Consider the following 17858-nt stretch of genomic DNA (forward strand, 5'->3'; position numbering starts at 1 on the left):
GCTCCGGGCGGCTCATTGCGGGGTGTAGGTTTTAACCACTATCAGCACCCGCAGGACGTTTGCGGCGCTCTCCGCTTGGCTCGTGACTAGAGCCAGCAGCGTGAAGAGCCTGAGCAGGGCTAGGCAGGCGGAGAGCCTGCCGTCGCGGTCGCATTCCCTTAAAATGGACGCCTCCGCCTCGGCCAGCCGCTCGTCGGCGGCCCTCTTCAAGTCCTCGATCTTAGCCGCCATGGCCAGCGACTCGGCCGGGTCCTCCTCAAGCTTGCCTACAGCGTTAACCAGGATCAGGACGGAGTTCTCGGCGAACCCCGCTAGCGCCTTAGCGTGGCCCTTAACGTTGTCGATTAAGTCGCTTAGGGCCACGACCTTCCTGGCGGCTGCCCTAGCGTGGGAGGCGATAGCCGCTATTGACAGAGTGAGCCTTGCCAGCTCAGCCCTCTCGGGGGCCTCGGCCGTGCCTTTGGCCAGCTCCTCTATGATGGACTTTTTAGCCGATTGGATCTCCCTCTCCAGCCTTGCCATCTCCATGAGGATCTTGGAGGCCTCCCTCCTCTCCATGGGCGCCTCTGAAACCAGCCTCTGCAGCAGCTCCACGAAGTCGTGGACCTTTGAGGCCTGAGCCTTCAAGAGCGATAGAGCCTCGTGCTCCCTCCTCCTCCCCATCCAGGACCATGTACTCGACGCCATTTCAATAGGGCACCCTGCTCTACCTAAGCCACAAAACCCTGGCCGGGGAGGGTTTTAAAGGGGAAACATGGCCCGCCTCATCCACGCGTGGCTCCTTAAAGGCGGCGCACGCGTGGGGGCGCTTGTTTAAGGCTTAATTCCCGCGCAGCACCCTCTCTACCGGGTCATGCGAAGCATAACTCGTCTTGGCAGGTGGCCCCGGATTGGCTGGAAGAAGGATCCCTGTGGCTATCACGATAGCCGGGGTTGACTCGGGCGGCGGCGCGGGCATCGCCGCTGACCTAAAGGCGTTCGCTGCCATGGGGGTTCACGGGACGCTCGCAGTTACGAGCGTTACAGCCCAGAACACGCTGGGCGTCACCGCGATCCACGACCTCCCGCCTGAGATGGTTGCGGAGCAGATCAGGGTTGTAGCGGAGGACTTGGGGATCGACGCCGGGAAAACGGGGATGCTGAGCAACACTGGTATAATAAAGGCGGTCGCGAGGGAGGTGGCCAGGTACGGCTTCCCGCTCGTCGTGGACCCCGTAATGGTGGCCAAGAGCGGCGACCCCCTCCTCCGCGAGGACGCCGTGGAGGCTCTGGCCAACGACCTCCTCCCCCTAGCTAAGCTTGTCACCCCGAACAGGATGGAGGCCGAGAAGCTGGCGGGGTTCAAGATAGAAAGCCTCGAGGACGCCAAGAAGGCTGCGAGGGCGATAGCCGAGCGGTACGGTGCCGAGGCGGTAATCGTCAAGGGTGGGCACCTCTCCGGCGACGAGGCGGTGGACGTGCTCTACTACCAGGGGGGCTTCAGGGAGTTCAAGGCCCCAAGGGTGAGGGACGGGTGCACGCACGGGACGGGCTGCGCCTTTTCAGCAGCCATCGCCGCGGGCCTAGCGAAGGGGCTGAGCCTAGTCGACGCTATTAGGGAGGCTAAGAAGTTAATCACCCTAGCCGTGGATTACGGGTTAAGAGTGGGCAGGGGCCACTGTCCAGTAAACCCCATGGCCTACATCCACATACCCGCCTATAGCTGGATGGCCTCGGAGAGCGTTGAGAGAGCGGTGGCAAAGCTCGTAGAGGCCAGCGACGACGTGGTCAACTACTACCCTGAGGTCGGCATTAACGTGGTGGAGGCGCTGCCCGAGCCCTACGCCAGGACCCCCGGCGACGTAGTGGGCGTGCACGGCAGGATAGTGAAGGTGATGGGATCCCTCCAGCCCGCCGGGCCCATAGGCTTCGGCGCCAGCAGCCACCTCGCCAGGTACGTCCTAGGCGTCATGAAGTACAACCCCAAGGTTAGGGCCGCCGTCAACGTGAGGTACTCCGAGGACCTCGTTAAAGCAGCTGAAAGGCTCGGGTTCAAGGTGTCATACTACGACAGGTCCAAGGAGCCTCCAGAGGTGAAGGAGAGGGAGGGAGCCACCATACCCTGGGGCGTCGAGGAGGCGGTCAGAAAACTCGGAGGCCAGGTGCCAGACGTAATCTACCACAAGGGCGACTGGGGCAAGGAGGCCATGGCAGTCTTCCTCGGCTCCAACGCTGAGGACGCCGTGGAGAAGCTGCTGGCAGCCATTAGAGTAGCGAGGAGCGCTGGGAGGAGTTAGCCCCCCGCACCCGCCACCCGCTCTTCAACGGGTGGAGAGCAGGGACGCAACTATCCACGTAGAGTTCAGCATAGGCGGCACGAAGCTCAAGGCTAGAGCGGTGTAGAGTATAATCTTAACCGTCCTCTCCCTCCCAAGGGTTGCAATGATTACTCTATCAAACCTAGTCATGCGCCTGGCATTTATGATTATCTTTGGAACCGCGTAGAGCAGCACAAACCCCAGAATAACACCGACGAGCGCGTGCACCGCCAGGCCAAGCTCCAAGCCAAGGTATTCTATAAGCTTCACCGGCACAGGGTTTAACTCGCACCCCAGCCTGTTCCTCAAAATAAACCAAGTCGTAGCCGAGTCGAGCAACCGCGACGCAACCCACGCGGCGATAAATTCGGCCTTAAACCTGGGATCCACCGCTAAGCACCCTCCCAAGCCCTGCAGAATGCCGGGCGCACTAGCGCCAGCCCAGCTTCGACACTGAATACTCTGACCCCAACGATGTATTAAGACTTTAATTAACCCGCTAGACGCGCAAGCCCACGGCGCGCCCCAAGTCCTAGTGGTTCCCGGCGAAAACCAGGGGCTCCCCGGGAGGGCCGTGCGCTCCACAAGGGGTCCAAGGGCATAGACCGGAGCCCGTTTCCTGGAGCTGCTGGAGGTTAAAGAGTGTGGATGGATGCAGCTGGCGCTGTGGAATTAAGCCCTTCCCCGCGGACGCAGCACGCGGCCCAATGAGGAAGGATTCGGGGGTGCCGACGGCTTCCGTGGGGACGGCGTTGACTGCTGAGGGCTCCACTCCGGCCTCGGGGCCCGGTTTGTAGGCCTAAGGAGTGGGAAGAGTTTGGTTTGAGCGGCGCAAGGCCCAACCTCGTGGCTCGCCTGCAGGGGGCTCTCGAGAGTAGTGGGGGCTCCATGGCGCCGGGGGCGGGATTCGAACCCGCGCGCCCCTCTTCGGGGCAACGGGTCTCGAGCCCGCCGCCTTGGGCCGCTCGGCCACCCCGGCGCTCCGCGTGCTAAGTGGCGTGTGTGGGGGTTTATTTTTGGCCCTTCACTTGAGGAGGGTGAGGTTTGCCTCCCCGAGCATCCTCTCGGCTATGAATACTGGTATTGCCTCGAGTATCTCCCGCTTACTGGTCGCCGGCAGGGTTGATGCCAGCCTTGACGTTTTCAGCACGATGCTTGAGAGCTCGCTCAGGGCCTTCTCTATTACCTCCTCCTCGCTGCGGGCTCCGAGGACTTCTCGGGCCCACTTCTCGAACAGTCTCTCCGAGGGGTCTAGCTTCCTCCTCCCCTCCAGGTATGCCTTGTAGTCTACTATGTCGTCGGCCAGCTGGTAGGCTCTGCCGAGGAGGCTGCCGTACTCCTCCATTAAAGGCACTGCTTCGGGCTTCTTCGCCGCTAGTGCTCCGAGGACGCAGGCGAGCTTGAACAGGCTCCCGGTTTTGAGGGACGCCAGGTCGGGATACCTCTTAGCTGGAATGGTGCCGGCTAGGAATGCGTCCAGGATCTCCCCTCTCACCGTCGACTCCCACGCCCTGATCACGTGCATTATGGCCTTGAACCCGTACTTCTCCGTGAGCCTCTGAGCCACGGGGATCATGAGGAGGCTCGCTAGTATAGTGCCGGAGAGGCCGTGGGCGAGCCATGCGACTAGCGCGCCCCTCCTCTCCCTGTCCCTATCGATAATATCGTCAATAGCGAGGCTGGCGCTATGCACCAGCTCTATGGCCACGGCAGCATCCATGGCGTCCTCGACCGTGCCGCCGAGCGCCTCGGCGGTGACTACAACGAGAAACCCCCGCAGTCTCTTCCCGCCGCGCACGATGTACTCGGAAATCTCAGCAACACCGGCCTCCGCCCCGGCCCTGGCGACCTCGATAATCCTTGGCTCCAGGATCCTCCGTACCCTCAGCCACTCCCTCTTCACAGCCTCGCTTTTGAAGAGTAGGTTAGCAATTATCTCGCTCTGCACCTCATATCCGCCCCTCTGAACCCTTTAGGGGTGCTTCCATTGGAGGGATATTAATATTAGTATCCACCAATTCCCCCGTCACGCGGAGAAGGCGAAGACGAGGACTCCCGCCTGGCCGCCCAGCCTTCCCCTAAGCGGTCGCCTAGGAGGGCCACCCGCATAGCCCCGGGCTAGAAGGGCTCGGCAGTGCGTAACCCCGCTCATCCCGCCAAGGTCTATAGACCCATTATCCCGAGGGTGGGGCCTTAAAGCCTGAGTGAGACGAAGAAGAGGCTCCTGTACTTCGAGAGGAGCAGCCGGGCTTCCTCAACCGTAAGCTCGCTCCTACCCTCCGAGGTTAGCTCCCCGCTGAGGAGGAGGCCCACCGCCCTCTTCTGCCAGATGTCACCCGCCACGTGGAAGAACGCGCGGCCGGACGAGTCGCGCTCGTAAGTCAGCGTGACTGGCAGGTTTACGAGGGGCCATAGGATCCTGGGGATCTCGCCGGCCATCTCCCTGAGCTGCCAGGGGTCAAACTCGTGGAAGGAGCCGTCGGCGAGGGGGACCCCGGGCCTCGCCGAGGCCATGGCCTTCTCCAGCGTGATGGTAGATGCTGGCCGGTACGACTGGAGCTTGCTAACCTCGTGCCTGTACCTGGAGGTTATCAGCCTCTTCTGCCTCTCGCTGGGGAGGCTCATGAGTGGACTACCTGGCCAGCCCAGCGCCGGCTAGACGTTACGGGAGGTGCTGGTGCTTAAAGCTTAGATGCCGCGCGGCTCTTCGCGGCGTGTGTCTAGCGCGTGAGCGACTCACGGCTTGAGGCGGGTTGGCGCAGCACCTCCCTCATGGCGTCGATGAGGCCTTTAACGTCCTCCATCGTCAGGTCGCCCATGACGCCTATCCTGACCACTCGATCCTTGAGCTCCCCCATGCCGGTTGCAACCACGTACCCCCTCTCCCCTAGCAGCTTCTTCACCGCCAGGGCGCTCCTCGCCCCCGTCTCGAACGCCGCCACGGTGTTGCTCCGCAGCCTAGCGTCGCGGACCAGGGGAGTTAGGCCTAGCCTCGGCAGCTCCCCGTAGAGCAGCGAGGCGCGGGCGGCGTGGGCCTCCACGTAGGAGTCTACACCCGCCTCTAGCACCCTGTCGATGGCCCGGCGGAGGGCGTAGAGTATCGTGACGGGCGGCGTGAAGGGGGTCTCGCCCCTATCCCTGAGGAAGGCGTGGTACTTTGAAAGGTCCAGCAGGGGCGGGGTCTGCTCGGGCGTGCCCCTCTTCTCTAAGTACTCAGCCGCCTCCCTGCTCACGGCGACGAAGGAGGCCCCTGGGGGCGCGGCGAGCGCCTTGTGGCTGCAGGATGCCGCCGCCCAGACGCCCCATCTCATGCTGAACTCCTCCCCGCCCAGCCCGGAGACGGTGTCCACGAGCACCTTCACGCCCATCCCTGAGGCCTTGCGTGCGACGTCGCGCAGCCACCGGTAGGCCAGGCCCGTGCTCGTCTCGTTGTGCACCAGCGCCAGAGCGTCATAATCGCCCGACTCCAGCTCGCCGAGGATGGCGTCGGGCCCCGGGGCATCGCCCGGCTCGGCCTTCAGCGTGGCCACCCTGGCGCCCCTCCTCTTCAGGCTCTCGGCGAGGCGCTTGGAGAACTCGCCCAGGACCGGGACCAGCACCTTCTCCCCGGGCGCCACCATGCTCCAGGCCATAGCGTCCACCGCCGTCGTCCCGCTTCCCGTCAGCACGTACACGTAGCCGTCGGTGTCGAAGATCCTGGCGAGCCCCTCCGTCACGTGCCTGAGGATCTCGCGGAACTCGGGCCCCCTGTGGCTAACCACCTGGCTCGCGGAGCTGGCTAGAACGTCCCGCGGCACCATGACTGGCCCGGGCGTGAAGAGTTTAGCCACCACCCTCCACCCCCTCCAGGGATCCCAGCTCGCGGGCCAGCTCCTCGGCTACGGCAACCGCTATCCTCCTCTGGGCCTCCGCCGTTGACGCTCCAATGTGGGGCGTGGCGACTACGCGCGGGTGGCGTATGAGGCGCAGCTCCCGCTCGCCTGGGGGCTCCCTCTCGTGGACGTCGATGGCCACGGCTGAGAGCACGCCGTTCTCCAGGGCCTCCAGCACCGCCTCCGTGTCCATGAGCTCGCCCCTAGCCGTGTTGACCAGGATGGCGCCCCTCTTGAAGTCCCTGAGAGTGTCCCGGTTGATTAAGTGGTACGTCTGCGGCGTCAGCGGCACGTGGAGGGATACGACGTCGGCCTCCCTCAGGCCGTCCCTGAGGCTAGCCACGAGATCCACGCCCCTGGCCCTAGCCTCCTCCCTGACGTCGACCACGTCGTAGGCTGCGACCCTCATGCCTATCGCCTTGGCGATCTCGGCTACCCGCCTCCCTATCCTGCCGAAGCCCACCACGAAGAGCCGCTTGCCGTAGAGCTCCATGCCGAGCGGCCTGTACCACTCGCCCTCGCGGAGCCTCAGGTTAGCCTCCAGAGCCCTCCTAGCCGCCATTATCATGAGCGCTATGGTTAGCTCGGCTACGCTCTGCGTTGACGGGCCTGGAGTGTTCACGACGCGCACGCCCAGCTTGGAGGCAGCGTCGAAGTCTATGTTGTCCAGCCCCACACCGGCGCGTGCGACGACTCTCAGCCTGCCCCTGGCCCCGGCTTCGAGGAGCTCTGCATCCACGCGGGTACGGCTCCTCACGACGATGGCGTCATAGCCGGCTATTATTTTGAGGAGCTCCCCCCTCGCGAGGCCTATGCGGCGCTCGACCTGGATGCCGTGCTTAGCCAGGATCCCGTCCAGGACGGGGTCTACGGGGTCAACCACGAGAACCCTAGCCGGCACCCCCGGGCTCACCCCTCCCGCCGTCGATGCAGGGGTACCCCCTGGACACGACTGCGGCGCCGAGGGGCACGCCGTAGATCCTGGCGAGGACGGGGCACTTGGCCCTGAACGCTACGATAACCCTGTCCCTGTCGACGTTGCAGTACTCGGCCAGCGCTTCCAGGTTTGCTATCCCCTTGGAGATGACGAGGTCCGCGCTCTTCACCAGCTCCACAGTCTCGGGCGCGGCGAAGCCCTCAGCCACCCCCGGGTAGCTGGAGCCCGTGGAGACCGTCTCCACGCCGCCGGCATCCACGCCCAGCCTCTCAGCCACCGCCCGCAGCAGCTCCTCGGCCTCCCCGGCAGTGACGTCGGTCTCGTAGGGCCCGCCCCGGGCGACCAGGTAGACCTTGGAGGCGCGGGGTGCAAGCGCTAGCAGAGCGTACGCTATGTCGATTACCGCCTCCCCGGCGTTGTCGAGGAGAACAGCCACCGTGCCGGGTGAGTCTAGGAGGCGGGCCAGAGCCTTCTCAGGCTCCAGGTACGCCACGCCCTCACCAAGGCGCCGGGCGTCTATACCCCCATCCCTGTGCCAAGGCATCCAGACATCCACTGAGTTGGCGAGGGCGGCGAGGCCAATGCCCCGAACGGGATCCCTGAGATCACCCGCAACCCCCTCCAGGAGCCTGAGGGCTTCCAGGTTCAGCTCGCGCTTCCTAGGGGCAAGGATGTCGCGCCCACGGGACACCCTGAGGAAGGACTCGATGAACAGCTCAGTTCTCCCGCGAGCCCCGGCGAGGAGCCCGAGGAGGCCCTCAACATCACCCCCCGGCGCCATTGCCGCCCGGGACTCCAGGAGGCACTTAACGCAAGTAACAGGGTCGAGAAGCTTGACGCGGCTTAGAAGCCTAAAGTCGATTCCACCCGCACCACCCCGCTCCACGCCATTACAGCCAGCAGTCTACCTTTAAACTTTTAGCTCGCCCCTAAAGAGGGGGAAGCCCTCGAGCCGGGTGGATGGGGAGGGAAAGAGTCCAGCGTTAAGCCTGCTGAGTAGTTGAATGCGCCGCGCCACCCGCTAGAGCCTACCTCCCTCCAAGTGCTCTCGTCGGTGGAAAGTGCCCCGTAGCCTACGATCGTGGCGGGAGCGGCTCCAGCGCCTTCTCAGCTAAACCTAGCCCCTAAGGGGTAGCGCGTTGGGGGCGGCTACTGCTGCTGTCGGCCCCTGTGGTATCTGGCGTAGATCATTGCGTGGTCTTTGTCGAACGGGTCTAGGTGTACGATGTCGACTATCTCGAAGCCCGAGTTCTTCAGCACCTCTATCTCCCTCCTGTAGACGTCGCTTGGGGAGAGCGTTACGTCGATGCTCCTAGCCTTGACGGCCATGAGCATGTAGCCGCCATCCTTGAGGAAGAACGCGGCGTTCCTAGAGACTATGGCAGCCTGCTCGGGCTGCGCGACGTCGGCGTAGAGCCCGTCCACTGCCTCGACGAGGTGCCTGTACTTCTCCGGGAATCTAGCGTCGCCGAGTATGGGGTAGATGTTCCTCCTCCGGGCCACGACGAGGAGGAGGTCCCTCATAACCCTGGGGGCGAACTCGACGCCATAGATCCTGCCCTCGGCGCCAATGATGTCGCTCACGTGGCTCGCCGTGGTGCCGCTGGCTATGCCTAGGTAGAGTATCTTGTCCCCCTCCTTAATCGGCAGCTCCATGAGGCCCTTGAGTAGGGCGGCGGCGAGCTTGCTCCTGTAAGCGTTCCACTCCCTGTACTCTTCGCCCTCGAACCTAACCAGCCTCTCGCCGTAGACCCTCTGCCCCGGCACGAGGTTCTTCGTGGCGATCCTCAGGCTGCCGTCCTCCAGCTCGAGAACGTAGACGCCCTTCCACTTAGGGTGCTCCTTCACCCCAACCACTTCAACCACAGCAATTCACCCCCTCCACTGGGCCAGGAGCCGAGCCCTTCCGGGTTCACCTCCTGCCCCTCCTCCGCCTCGGCTTGCCGCGCCTCCCCGGCCTCGGCGCTGGCCTGGCGGGCTTCCTCTCCTCCCTCTTCCTCTTCGGCGGCTTGGCGTATATCTTCTTGATCTCCTCGATCCTCCGCCTAAGCTCCTCCCTCAGCTTGTCACCTATGAACCTGCCGGTGAACGCGTCGACCTTGGCGGCTATCGCCAGCTTAGCCGCGAGGGCCCTGGCTATCTTACCTCTCTGCCACCTCGGGCTCCTGTGGATGTCGGGGTACTGGAATATGATGCCGTGCTTCGGCGGCTTCCCACCCGTCCTCAGCGCCCTGAAGAGGGCCTTCTCCGCGCCGAGCACCTGGATGGTGCTGGCCGGCATCCTTGCGAGCTTGTCAAGGCCCCCGGCGAGGCTGATGAGCCTGGCTCCCAGGAGCGGGCCTACGAGTGCGGTGATGTTCGGGGCGACCTCCTTCATCACGGCCTCTATGTAGGTGGCCAGCTGGCGCCTGAGCTGGTAGAGCTGGGTTATGATGCTTGCGAGAGTCTGGATTGCGTTCAAGTCGAACTCGGAGAGGTCTGCTCCGATGCTGTTCTTGGCGGCCTCCTCTATCTCCTTGGCCTTCTGCTCGCTGAAGCCCAGCTCCTTGAGGCGCTCCACGGTTATGTCGTCCCTCCTGCCGATCTCCGCCACGAGCTTGGCGTAGAGCTCGTGATCCTTCAGGATGTCATTGAGCTCGGGGAAGTGGAGGCTATACCACTCTCTCAGGCGTGCTATGAACAAGTTAATGGTCTTGTCGATGTCGTCGATAGCCCTTACAGCCTGGGCTGCAAGCATGTCCCTCTTCTCAGCGGCGCTCCTCAGCTTCCTCCTCGTGTACTCCACCTCGACGTTGAACAGCCACTCCGCGAACTCCTTCTCATCCTTGGCAAACTCGGTCTTAACGGCTAGGTCGAACATCTGGAGCCTAGCCTTGTAGAACGGCTCCGCGGCCGGCGCGACTTCAACGTTGAACCCCATCTTGGAGAAGAACCTAGCCTCATCGTCTACCTCAACCACTACGTCGGTTAACCCGCGCTCCTTCAGCTTCTCCGCGAGCCTAGTAAGCGCCTGGTTGGGCTCGCCTCTCTCGATCTTCAGGGCCTCCTCCACCGCTTCATCCATGTCCCTCGGGCCGAGCTCGTAGTCTACAACCTCGCCCCGCTCGTCTAGTGCAAAGCTACCGTATGGGAGGCTCGCAATGTAAACCCTAGACGTCAAACCCATCACCGCCACGGGCTCAGCCGGGCTGGCTGCAGGCCGCTCTCAGCGTTTAAAGAAGCACGGAGTCAGCCTTAAAAGAGTGCGATAGAGGAGACCCCCCAGGGGAGGGGTGCGGCAGGCATGCCAACCCACGGCTCAATGACTAAGGCCGGAAAGGTGAGGAAGCAGACGCCCAAGATCGAGCCTAAGCCTAAGAAGAGGCTCCCTCCAAGGCTCAGGAACAGGCTGAAGTACGAGAGGAAGATACTGCAGGCCGCCCAGCAGGCTTCTACAAGGTAGCCCCGCCCACAGCGAGCCCGGCGGCCTCGAGCCGCCCACGTCACTAGTCATTGTTTAGTTTTTGGCCTACTAGCTTGAGGGATCCCGCTTAGCCCTAGCCGCCTCCACCCCACGCCCTGGGGCTTGTGCATCGAGCCCGAACGTAGCGAAGACTTGGGGGGCACCCGTCCCCCGGGGAGACCCCTGTGAAGACTGGTTATGCAAGAATTGCACGCTCCTCCCTCCACAGCTCTCGCTGTGCCCAGGACGGTTGCGGGGGCCTCGGTGGCGGTGTTGGATGCATGTACTGCGGTGCTCGGGTAAATAGCTTGCCTTAAATAGTTAGGGCTGCTCTCTTCCCGGGTTCCCTGAGGGGCGGGTGCTCGTGGCTCAGCCGCAGCATATCAAGGCTAGGCCTGGGGAGGTCGCTAGGAGGGTTGTAGTCGTCGGGGACCCCGCGAGGGCGGAGCTAGTGGCCGGCATGCTTGAGGGCGCCCGGCTCGTTAACAAGAATAGGGGGCTCTACGTCTACACCGGCCGCTATAGGGGGGTTGATGTCAGTGTTGCAGTCCACGGCATAGGGGCTGGGAGCGCTGCGATAGTGTTTGAGGAGCTGAGGATGCTCGGGGCGGAGGTCATGGTTAGGCTCGGCACCTGCGGCGGCCTCGTCAGGGAGGTCGATGTTGGGCACGCTGTTGTGGCTACCGGGGCCGGCTACAACCCCGGCGGCACGATAGGCCAGTACTTCCCCGGCGTCAACCCCCCGGCGGCCCCCGACGCCAGGCTAACCATCCTCCTCGAGGAGGAGGCTAGGAGGGCGGGTCTAGAGGTCCACGTCGGCCCCGTCTTCAGCAATGACGCGTTCTACGCTGAGAGCCCCGAGTTCGCCGAGAGAATGTCCAGGCTGGGCTTCATAGCGGTGGAGATGGAGGCAGCGACCCTCTTCACGCTGGCGCAGCTGAGGCGCTTCAGGGCGGGCGCGCTCCTCGTCGCCTCCGACAACCTCGTGTTGCCGGGGAAGGAGAGGCTGCTCAGCCACGAGGAGCTGGCCGGCTACATGGAGAAGGCTGCGAGGGCGGTGCTAGAGGCGATAGTGAAGGCCCAGTAGCCGGAGGATCCCATGGGCCCTGGCTGCAGCCCCCTCAGCGCCGGGCGCCGGGCCCCCCTCCAGCAGCGCCCTGGCCTGCTCAGCCAGCTCCCTCAGGTGCCCCTCCGCCTGCCTCCTGGTGACTGGCTTCTCGGCCTGCAGCTTCCTCCCGCCCTCCATGAAGCCCTCGGGGTAGTACCAGTCCTTGAACCAGGTGAAGCCCCTCACGAGCAGCTTGTAGCCGAGCCTCGAGAGCGCCGGGGGCACGCCGGCTTCGAGCTCCCTGAGGGTCTCCCGGTCCCACTCGTACTCCACGAAGACCCTGACCCCGGGCCCGGCGTAGAGCCCTGCGAGGTCGAGGACAGCGTCCTCTATAACCCCGTCGAAGGAGACGCCGCACGCTCTAGAGTAGACCGTGTGGACCTCGAGCCAGGGCCTGTAGTACGGGGGCCTCCCACTAAACACCTTAACGTGGAAGAGGGGCTCCCGGCAGCCGCTAGACTCTACTAGGGCCTCAACGTTAACCTCCTCCGGGAACCTGCCACGCCAAATCCTGCCCCGCACCAGCACCCCTCCAGCCCTGAAGCCTTCCCGGAAGGAGTCCACGAACCCCTGAATGTCCCCGGCCCGGGTGGGCAAGAATCACCGCCGTGGGGCTCCGGGAAGACCAGCCGGCTTTAAAGCCACGCCTAGACGGGGGGCGGCGCCGAGACCCTTAAGGGGCCCAGCGTAGGGGCGCTGGCTACTCCTGCATCCTCGAGAGCGCCTCGGAGAGCTTCCTCTTCACGATGTCGGACACAGTCTTCCCGTCGATCCTGCCCCTGAGCACGGCCATGGCCCTGCCCATGAGGAGGCCGTAGGCCCTCTCCCCGCGCTCCCTCACCTTGTCCATGTTCTCCTCTATTATCTTCTCGATTATCCTCTCCGCCTCCTCGGGAGTCACCCTTGTAAGGCCGAGCCTCTCAGCCGCCTCCCTCGCGGTGAGACCCGGCTCCTCGGCGAGGAGCTTCAGTATGTCCTCGGCAGCCTCCTTCGCCACCGCGCCCTCCGCTATCAGCTCCACGAGCTCCTCGATCGCCTCGTCTCGTATCGAGTCTATGTTCACCCCCTCGCCGCGTAGGCCCCTGAGGGTGACCACGAAGAGGCTGGCTATGGTCTTGGGGCTGAGCTTGCCCCCGTACTTCCTGATGAGCCTCTCTATGAGGTCGAGGCGTATGTCGCTTATCACCTGCTCCGCCAGGTCCCTGCTGAGCCCGTACTCCTCCACAAGCCTCCTCAGCTTGACGTCGACCGGCTCGGGCTTCAGCTCCTCGGCCTCCCTGTGCATGTCCTCGGTGACCTCCAGCGGTGGGATGTCGGTTTCAGGGTACATCCTCGCGCTCCCCGGCCTCGGCCTGAGGAACCTCGTGGTGCCATCCTCGAGGGCGGCCCTGGTCTCCTCGGGCACGCCGTGGAGGGCGAGCCTCGCCCTCTCCACCACGGCCTCGAGCGCCTTCAACGCCTTCCCGGGCTCGTCTGCGACTAGGACTATGGCGTCGAACCCCCTCCTAGCGTTGAGGGCCTCGTAGAGCGCCTCCACCTCCCCGCTCGTTATGCCGTAGCCGGGCAGTTCGTCAGTGTGGAATATCCCGCCGACGTCCGCCCAGAACCTGGCGTAGTCCGCCAGCTCGGTGCCGAACCTCCTCCCGGGCATCAGCTCCCTGCCAAGGAGGCCGTGGAAGCCTGGGAGCTTGACTGCGTAGACCCTGCCACCGCTCTGGAGCGCCCTCCTGACCACCCTGCTCCTCGTGGACTTGAAGGCCTCCGTCACGTCCACGGGTTTAGCGTCGGCTAGGTGCTCCTCCGTGACCCCCCTCCTCCTCAGCTCTTCCCTGATCTCGAGGAGGCCGAGCTGCCTCCTGGCCTCGTACTCGATCACCTCGGGTATAAGCTCCAGCCTCTGGACCCCCTTGATCTCCGTCTTAGCCCCGCCCTTGATGCTAACGTTCAAGTCCTGCCTTATCGTGCCGAGGCCCCTCTTCACCCTGCCGGTGAGCCTGAAGAGCCTGCCGAGGGCGAGCGCCACCTCGTACGCCTCCCTGGGGTCGTGTATATCCGGCCCCGTCGAGACCTCGATGAGCGGGATCCCGAGGCGGTCGAGCCTGAACCTGGTCCGCCCCGGCTTCTCCCCCACCTTCCTCGCGGCGTCCTCCTCCACGGCTATCGTCTCGATGCTGTACCTCCTCCCGCCGACCTCGATGTAGCCGCCGAGCGCCACTATGGCGGTCCTCTGGAAGCCGCTCGTGTTGCTCCCGTCGATCACTATCTTCCTCATAACGTGGACCTCGTCGACTATCCACGAGTTGAGGGCCTTGGCTATCGCCATCGCTATAACCACGGCCTCCCTGTTAATCGGGTGCGGGGGCTCCTCGTCGGCCTCCACGAGGCAGCTGTGGCCCACTGGGGCCTCGTACTCGTACACCCTCCCCTTTCTCCACTCGAACAGCGCCGCCACGTCGACCTCGCCGAGCTCGCTCCTCGTCGGCCTAAGCCTCCTCTCGAACTCGACGTGCTCCTCGTCCGCGAGCTCCGCCGGGCAGGGGCAGAAGAGCTTGCTCCTCGTGTCGAGCTGCTGGTGGATCTCGAGGCCGACGGTTAGCCCTATCGCCCGGTAGTCTATCCCCTCAGCCATGGTACCACCTCGGGTACAGGCGCAGGTCCAGCCTCTCACCGATCTCCCAGGCGAGGGGGGTCTGCATCAGCCTCCTAACCTCCCCCAGGTCCCTCGTCCTCGCGAGGACCCAGGAGAGCTTGGCGTAAGCCGTCTCCGCGAGCATGTCGTCAACCGGTATCGCCCCCGCCGCGAGCATCCTCCTCCCCTGGCTGTACACGTTCAGGTTCACCCTCCCGAATATCGTCTGGGTCGCGACCACTACCGGGATCCCCTCCTCCGTCGCCCTCCTGATGGCCTCGATGGCCCCGTCGCTCACATGGCCGAAGCCCGTCCCCTCGACCACTATCCCATGGTACCCCCTGTCGATGAGCACGTGTATCAGCTCCCCGTCCATGCCCGGGTAGTGCTTCACGATCGCGACCCTGTCGTCGAACCCGTTCTCCACCACCAGCTCGGCCTCGCCGCGGCGCCTGAAGCGGTTGTCTATAACCTCGACCACGCCCTTGTCCGGCCAGATCTTGGCGAGGGGTGGGGCGTTTATCGACTGGAAGGCGTCCCTCCTGCTCGAGTGCATTTTCCTCACCCTCGTCCCCCTGTGGGCGAGGGCGTACGTGTCACCGGTCTCCCCGTGCATGACCACGACCACCTCCGCGAACGGGGCCCTAGCAGCGGTCAGCACCGCGGCGGTGAGGTTGAACGCCGCGTCGCTGCTCGGCCTGTCGCTACTCCTCTGGGCCCCCACGAGGACGACTGGGACAGGGAGCCCCTTGTGGAATGCGAAGGAGAGGGCGGCGGCGGTGTAGCCCATGGTGTCCGTCCCGTGGGCGATCACGACGCCGTCGTAGCCGGACTCGATGGCCCTGGCCACCTCGTCCACTATCCTCTCCCAGTGTTTGGGGGTCAGGTTCTCGCTGAACACCTGGAACACTTCCCTCGACTCTATCCTGGCGTACCTCAGCACCTCCGGGACGGCCTGGACTATCTCGTCCGCGTCGAGGCTGGGGTAGACGGCTCCGGTCTCGTAGTCTATCCTGCTAGCTATCGTGCCCCCGGTCCCAAGTATTATGACCCTCTCCCTCGGCAGCTCCCTGGGCGGCTCGGCGAGGGGAGCCGGGGCGCCGCCACGCCTCCCCCCGCTCCTCCCCCTCGCCAGCACCCTAACCTTCAAGCCATCCCTTACCCTGACTCCGATGTTGTAGCCGTTCTCGAGTTTAATCACTAGCACCGGCTTCTCCGAGAGGGCGTACCTGGGCATCAGCACGCCCCTGAGCACCGGGATCCCGGGGCCCGAGACCTCCACGAGGTCCCCGACCCTGGCCCCCGCCTCCTCGAGGAGCCTCCGGGCGCTCCCCGTGTAGCCGCCTAGGGACTCCTCAGGCAACCCGGCCCATCCCAGGAAGGGCCTGGGGGCCTGATGGTTTTAGGCTTCAACCGCCCCCGCCGCTGTCGCCTTCGACGCTCTCCGCCAGCAGCTCCGCCACGTCCCTGACTTCGAGGCCGAGGCTTCCAGCCTCGCCCCTGAGCATCGTGTTGCAGTAGGGGCAGGCTACTGCGACCACCCTGGCGCTCGTGCCGGCCGCCTCCCTGGCCCTCACCGCAGCCAGCCTCTCGCCCCTCCTGACCTCGTAGAACAGCTGCCCCCCGCCTCCCCCGCAGCAGAAGCTCTTCTCCCTACTCCTCGGCATCTCCCTCAGCTCGAGGCCGGGTATGCTCTTGAGGATCTCGCGAGGCTCATCGTACACCCCGTTCCACCTGCCGAGGTAGCACGGGTCGTGGTAGGTCGCCACGGCGTTCACCGGCCTCGAGGGCTTGAGCCTGCCCTCCCTGACCAGCCTCGCCAGGGCAACGGTGTGGTGCTCCACCTCCAGCCTGTCGAGTAGCTCGGCGAGCGGCTTGGTTTCCTCGCTGGACTCGAGGAGCCTCCTGTACGCTGGGTACTCGCGCTTGAACACCGTGTAGCCGTGGGGGCAGGATACTAGGAGCTTCTTGAACTTGTAGCGCGAGAGGATCCTGAGGTTCTCCTTTAAGGCTTCGAGGAAGAGGGCCTCCTCGCCCATCCTCCTTGCGGGCTCCCCGCAGCAGCCCTCCTCGGGGAGCACCGCCACCCTCAGCCCGGCCATCCTCAGGAGCCTGATGACCGCCTCAGCTACGGGCCTTATCCTCTCGTCGAAGCTGGCGACGCAGCCGACCCAGTAGAGGTAGTCGTACTCCACCCCCTCCCTTGCCACCACGTCCTCGCCGTACTTCTCCGCGAGCCTCCGCAGCCACTCCTCCCTCTCAGCCGGGTTGAAGCCGAAGGGGTTGCCCTGCTGCATCAGGTTGTAGAGGGCGTTCTGCGCGTCCCCTGGGACGTGCTCGCTCCCCATGGAGATGAGGCCCCTCCTCAGGTCTATGATCACCTCGACGTGGTTGATTAGCACGGGGCACTCGGCGACGCAGGCGCCGCAGGTCACGCAGCTCCACACGGCCTCCGGGTCCACCTTAACCCTCCCGCCGCCGGCCCCGACGACGGGGTCGTCCCACTCCCCCCTCAGCATCTTGTCCCTCAGCGCCACCACCAGGCCGCGGGGGTCGAGCGGCTTGCCCGAGGCGAAGGCGGGGCATGCATTGGTGCACCTCATGCAGCTCGTGCACGCCTCGAAGTCGAGCCTCTGCTTCCACGTCGTATCCCTGAGCGCCACCACCCCGACGGGCTCTCCCCTCTCGATCCTCTCCTCCAAGTCCTCCACGGGCCTGGCGGTGGCGCCCGGATCCCGCCTCGCGAGCGCGACGTTGAGCGTGGAGGCCGCGATGTGCCAGAGGTTGGTGTAGGGGATGAGCGCCAGCAGGCCCATCGCTATGGTTAGGTGGGTCACCCACGCCACCCTGTAGGCTAGCCTCAGGAGGCCGGGATCCCAGGTGGAGGCCAGGGAGTATACCAGGTAGCCTACGGGATCCCAGGCCGGGGACTCGAGCCCGGGATCCCTCCCCACGGCGGCCATCCCGTCCAGGAGGAAGCCCGTCGCAGCCACCGCCATGAAGCCGGCGTGGACCAGGTAGTAGGCGGGGTCCCTGAGGAGGTTAGGGGTTAAACCCAAAGCCCTCCTAGCCACGGCGGCCGCGCTCCCGGCGAGGACCATCAGGCCGGCCAGGTTGTCGAGGAGCTTGTACACCTTGAAGAACCCGGGGCCTATGAGGGGCCTGCCGAGGAGGGCCTGGAACACGTCGGCGTCGAGAGCCCTCAGGATGGTGGCCGCGAGCAGCCAGCCCATCCCCAGGAAGATTAGGAGGTGCACCGCGCCCGGGAACCTGTGCCTGACAACCCTCCACTGGAGGAGGGCGTACTTAGCCAGGTACCTCAGCCTCAAGCCTAGGGGGCCCCACTCGACCCTCTCCCCCCCGTGGGTCCAGCGCTTGTAGCCAGCGTAGAGGCTGTAGAGGACCACGGCGGCAGCGATGGAGCCGAGGATGTAGGGCGCCGGCTTAAGGTCCTCGACCATCCAGAAGTGCCTTATCACACCCTCCATGCCGGCCACCACGCCTCAGCGGGTCCCCAGCCCGAGAGTGCAGGCCCGGCCGGGCCTCTGCGCAGCCGCCCCCGAGGACGCGGGC

At 64.7% G+C, this 17858-nt stretch carries 16 protein-coding genes and 1 tRNA gene; 3 read left to right on the forward strand and 14 right to left on the reverse strand.

Features of this window, described 5'->3' with window-relative positions; all coding sequences use genetic code 11:
• Positions 1-12: 12 nt before the first annotated feature.
• Positions 13-687, reverse strand: coding sequence for a hypothetical protein (locus ACYQ3J_RS02505; RefSeq protein WP_460124018.1), 675 nt, complete (start codon positions 685-687; stop codon positions 13-15).
• 203 nt (positions 688-890) lie between these two features.
• Here ACYQ3J_RS02505 and ACYQ3J_RS02510 point away from each other — a divergent pair, with 203 nt between their 5' ends.
• The gene (locus ACYQ3J_RS02510) at positions 891-2276 is read left to right on the forward strand and encodes a bifunctional hydroxymethylpyrimidine kinase/phosphomethylpyrimidine kinase (protein WP_460124021.1); all 1386 of its coding nucleotides are present in this window, start codon (positions 891-893) and stop codon (positions 2274-2276) included.
• Positions 2277-2300: 24 nt separating this feature from the next.
• Here ACYQ3J_RS02510 and ACYQ3J_RS02515 read toward each other — a convergent pair whose 3' ends face one another.
• The 9 genes from ACYQ3J_RS02515 to ACYQ3J_RS02555 all read right to left on the reverse strand — a co-directional run bounded on the left by ACYQ3J_RS02515 (position 2301) and on the right by ACYQ3J_RS02555 (position 10272).
• Complete coding sequence (locus ACYQ3J_RS02515; RefSeq protein WP_460124022.1) at positions 2301-2687, reverse strand: hypothetical protein; 387 nt, start codon at positions 2685-2687, stop codon at positions 2301-2303.
• A gap of 499 nt (positions 2688-3186) precedes the next feature.
• A tRNA-Ser gene (locus ACYQ3J_RS02520) sits at positions 3187-3276 on the reverse strand.
• A gap of 45 nt (positions 3277-3321) precedes the next feature.
• Entirely contained in the window at positions 3322-4245 is a 924-nt protein-coding gene (locus ACYQ3J_RS02525; RefSeq protein WP_460124024.1) for a polyprenyl synthetase family protein, read from the reverse strand.
• Positions 4246-4490: 245 nt separating this feature from the next.
• On the reverse strand, positions 4491-4922 hold the full coding sequence (locus tag ACYQ3J_RS02530; protein ID WP_460124027.1) for a DUF61 family protein: 432 nt from the start codon (positions 4920-4922) through the stop codon (positions 4491-4493).
• A gap of 95 nt (positions 4923-5017) precedes the next feature.
• Positions 5018-6127 carry a pyridoxal-phosphate-dependent aminotransferase family protein gene (locus ACYQ3J_RS02535; protein WP_460124030.1) on the reverse strand — a complete coding sequence of 370 codons (1110 nt, stop codon included), beginning with the start codon at positions 6125-6127 and terminating at the stop codon, positions 5018-5020.
• Positions 6120-7070, reverse strand: a complete 951-nt coding sequence (locus ACYQ3J_RS02540) for a hydroxyacid dehydrogenase (RefSeq protein ID WP_460124033.1) — start codon at positions 7068-7070, stop codon at positions 6120-6122. The genes ACYQ3J_RS02535 and ACYQ3J_RS02540 overlap by 8 nt, the downstream gene beginning before the upstream one ends.
• A complete protein-coding gene (locus tag ACYQ3J_RS02545; protein WP_460124037.1) occupies positions 7060-7992 on the reverse strand; it encodes an ARMT1-like domain-containing protein in 933 nt (310 codons plus the stop codon). The genes ACYQ3J_RS02540 and ACYQ3J_RS02545 overlap by 11 nt, the downstream gene beginning before the upstream one ends.
• 263 nt (positions 7993-8255) lie before the next feature.
• Positions 8256-8972, reverse strand: a complete 717-nt coding sequence (locus ACYQ3J_RS02550; RefSeq protein ID WP_460124040.1) for a fibrillarin-like rRNA/tRNA 2'-O-methyltransferase — start codon at positions 8970-8972, stop codon at positions 8256-8258.
• Between the two features lie 46 nt (positions 8973-9018).
• A complete protein-coding gene (locus tag ACYQ3J_RS02555) occupies positions 9019-10272 on the reverse strand; it encodes a C/D box methylation guide ribonucleoprotein complex aNOP56 subunit (RefSeq protein ID WP_460124628.1) in 1254 nt (417 codons plus the stop codon).
• A 117-nt stretch (positions 10273-10389) separates the two neighbouring features.
• Between ACYQ3J_RS02555 and ACYQ3J_RS02560 the strand changes: the two genes are divergently transcribed.
• Both ACYQ3J_RS02560 and ACYQ3J_RS02565 read left to right on the forward strand, forming a co-directional pair.
• On the forward strand, positions 10390-10548 hold the full coding sequence (locus tag ACYQ3J_RS02560; protein ID WP_460124043.1) for a 30S ribosomal protein S30e: 159 nt from the start codon (positions 10390-10392) through the stop codon (positions 10546-10548).
• Positions 10549-10912: 364 nt separating this feature from the next.
• Complete coding sequence (locus ACYQ3J_RS02565; protein WP_460124046.1) at positions 10913-11635, forward strand: purine-nucleoside phosphorylase; 723 nt, start codon at positions 10913-10915, stop codon at positions 11633-11635.
• On the opposite strand, the gene ACYQ3J_RS02570 is transcribed toward ACYQ3J_RS02565, so the two are convergent.
• From ACYQ3J_RS02570 to ACYQ3J_RS02585, 4 genes are all read right to left on the reverse strand, one after another.
• A complete protein-coding gene (locus ACYQ3J_RS02570) occupies positions 11609-12253 on the reverse strand; it encodes a DUF1122 family protein (protein ID WP_460124048.1) in 645 nt (214 codons plus the stop codon). The two genes, ACYQ3J_RS02565 and ACYQ3J_RS02570, sit on opposite strands and share 27 nt — an antisense overlap.
• Before the next feature lie 103 nt (positions 12254-12356).
• Positions 12357-14285, reverse strand: a complete 1929-nt coding sequence (gene gatE, locus ACYQ3J_RS02575; protein WP_460124051.1) for a Glu-tRNA(Gln) amidotransferase subunit GatE — start codon at positions 14283-14285, stop codon at positions 12357-12359.
• Positions 14278-15648, reverse strand: coding sequence for a Glu-tRNA(Gln) amidotransferase subunit GatD (gatD, locus tag ACYQ3J_RS02580; protein WP_460124054.1), 1371 nt, complete (start codon positions 15646-15648; stop codon positions 14278-14280). Before gatD ends, gatE begins: the two co-directional genes overlap by 8 nt.
• 46 nt (positions 15649-15694) lie before the next feature.
• Entirely contained in the window at positions 15695-17773 is a 2079-nt protein-coding gene (locus ACYQ3J_RS02585) for a (Fe-S)-binding protein (protein ID WP_460124057.1), read from the reverse strand.
• Between the last annotated feature and the right edge of the window lie 85 nt (positions 17774-17858).

The sequence above is a fragment of the Stetteria hydrogenophila genome, assembly GCF_054657575.1.

What these genes read in the sequence shown, in the direction of transcription:
- ACYQ3J_RS02530 (WP_460124027.1), bottom strand. Translation starts at nt 4,922, where the DNA reads ATGAGCCTCCCCAGCGAGAGGCAGAAGAGGCTGATAACCTCCAGGTAC.
- ACYQ3J_RS02585 (WP_460124057.1), bottom strand. Translation starts at nt 17,773, where the DNA reads ATGGAGGGTGTGATAAGGCACTTCTGGATGGTCGAGGACCTTAAGCCG.
- gatE (WP_460124051.1), bottom strand. Translation starts at nt 14,285, where the DNA reads ATGGCTGAGGGGATAGACTACCGGGCGATAGGGCTAACCGTCGGCCTC.
- ACYQ3J_RS02555 (WP_460124628.1), bottom strand. Translation starts at nt 10,272, where the DNA reads ATGGGTTTGACGTCTAGGGTTTACATTGCGAGCCTCCCATACGGTAGC.
- ACYQ3J_RS02560 (WP_460124043.1), top strand. Translation starts at nt 10,390, where the DNA reads ATGCCAACCCACGGCTCAATGACTAAGGCCGGAAAGGTGAGGAAGCAG.
- ACYQ3J_RS02505 (WP_460124018.1), bottom strand. Translation starts at nt 687, where the DNA reads ATGGCGTCGAGTACATGGTCCTGGATGGGGAGGAGGAGGGAGCACGAG.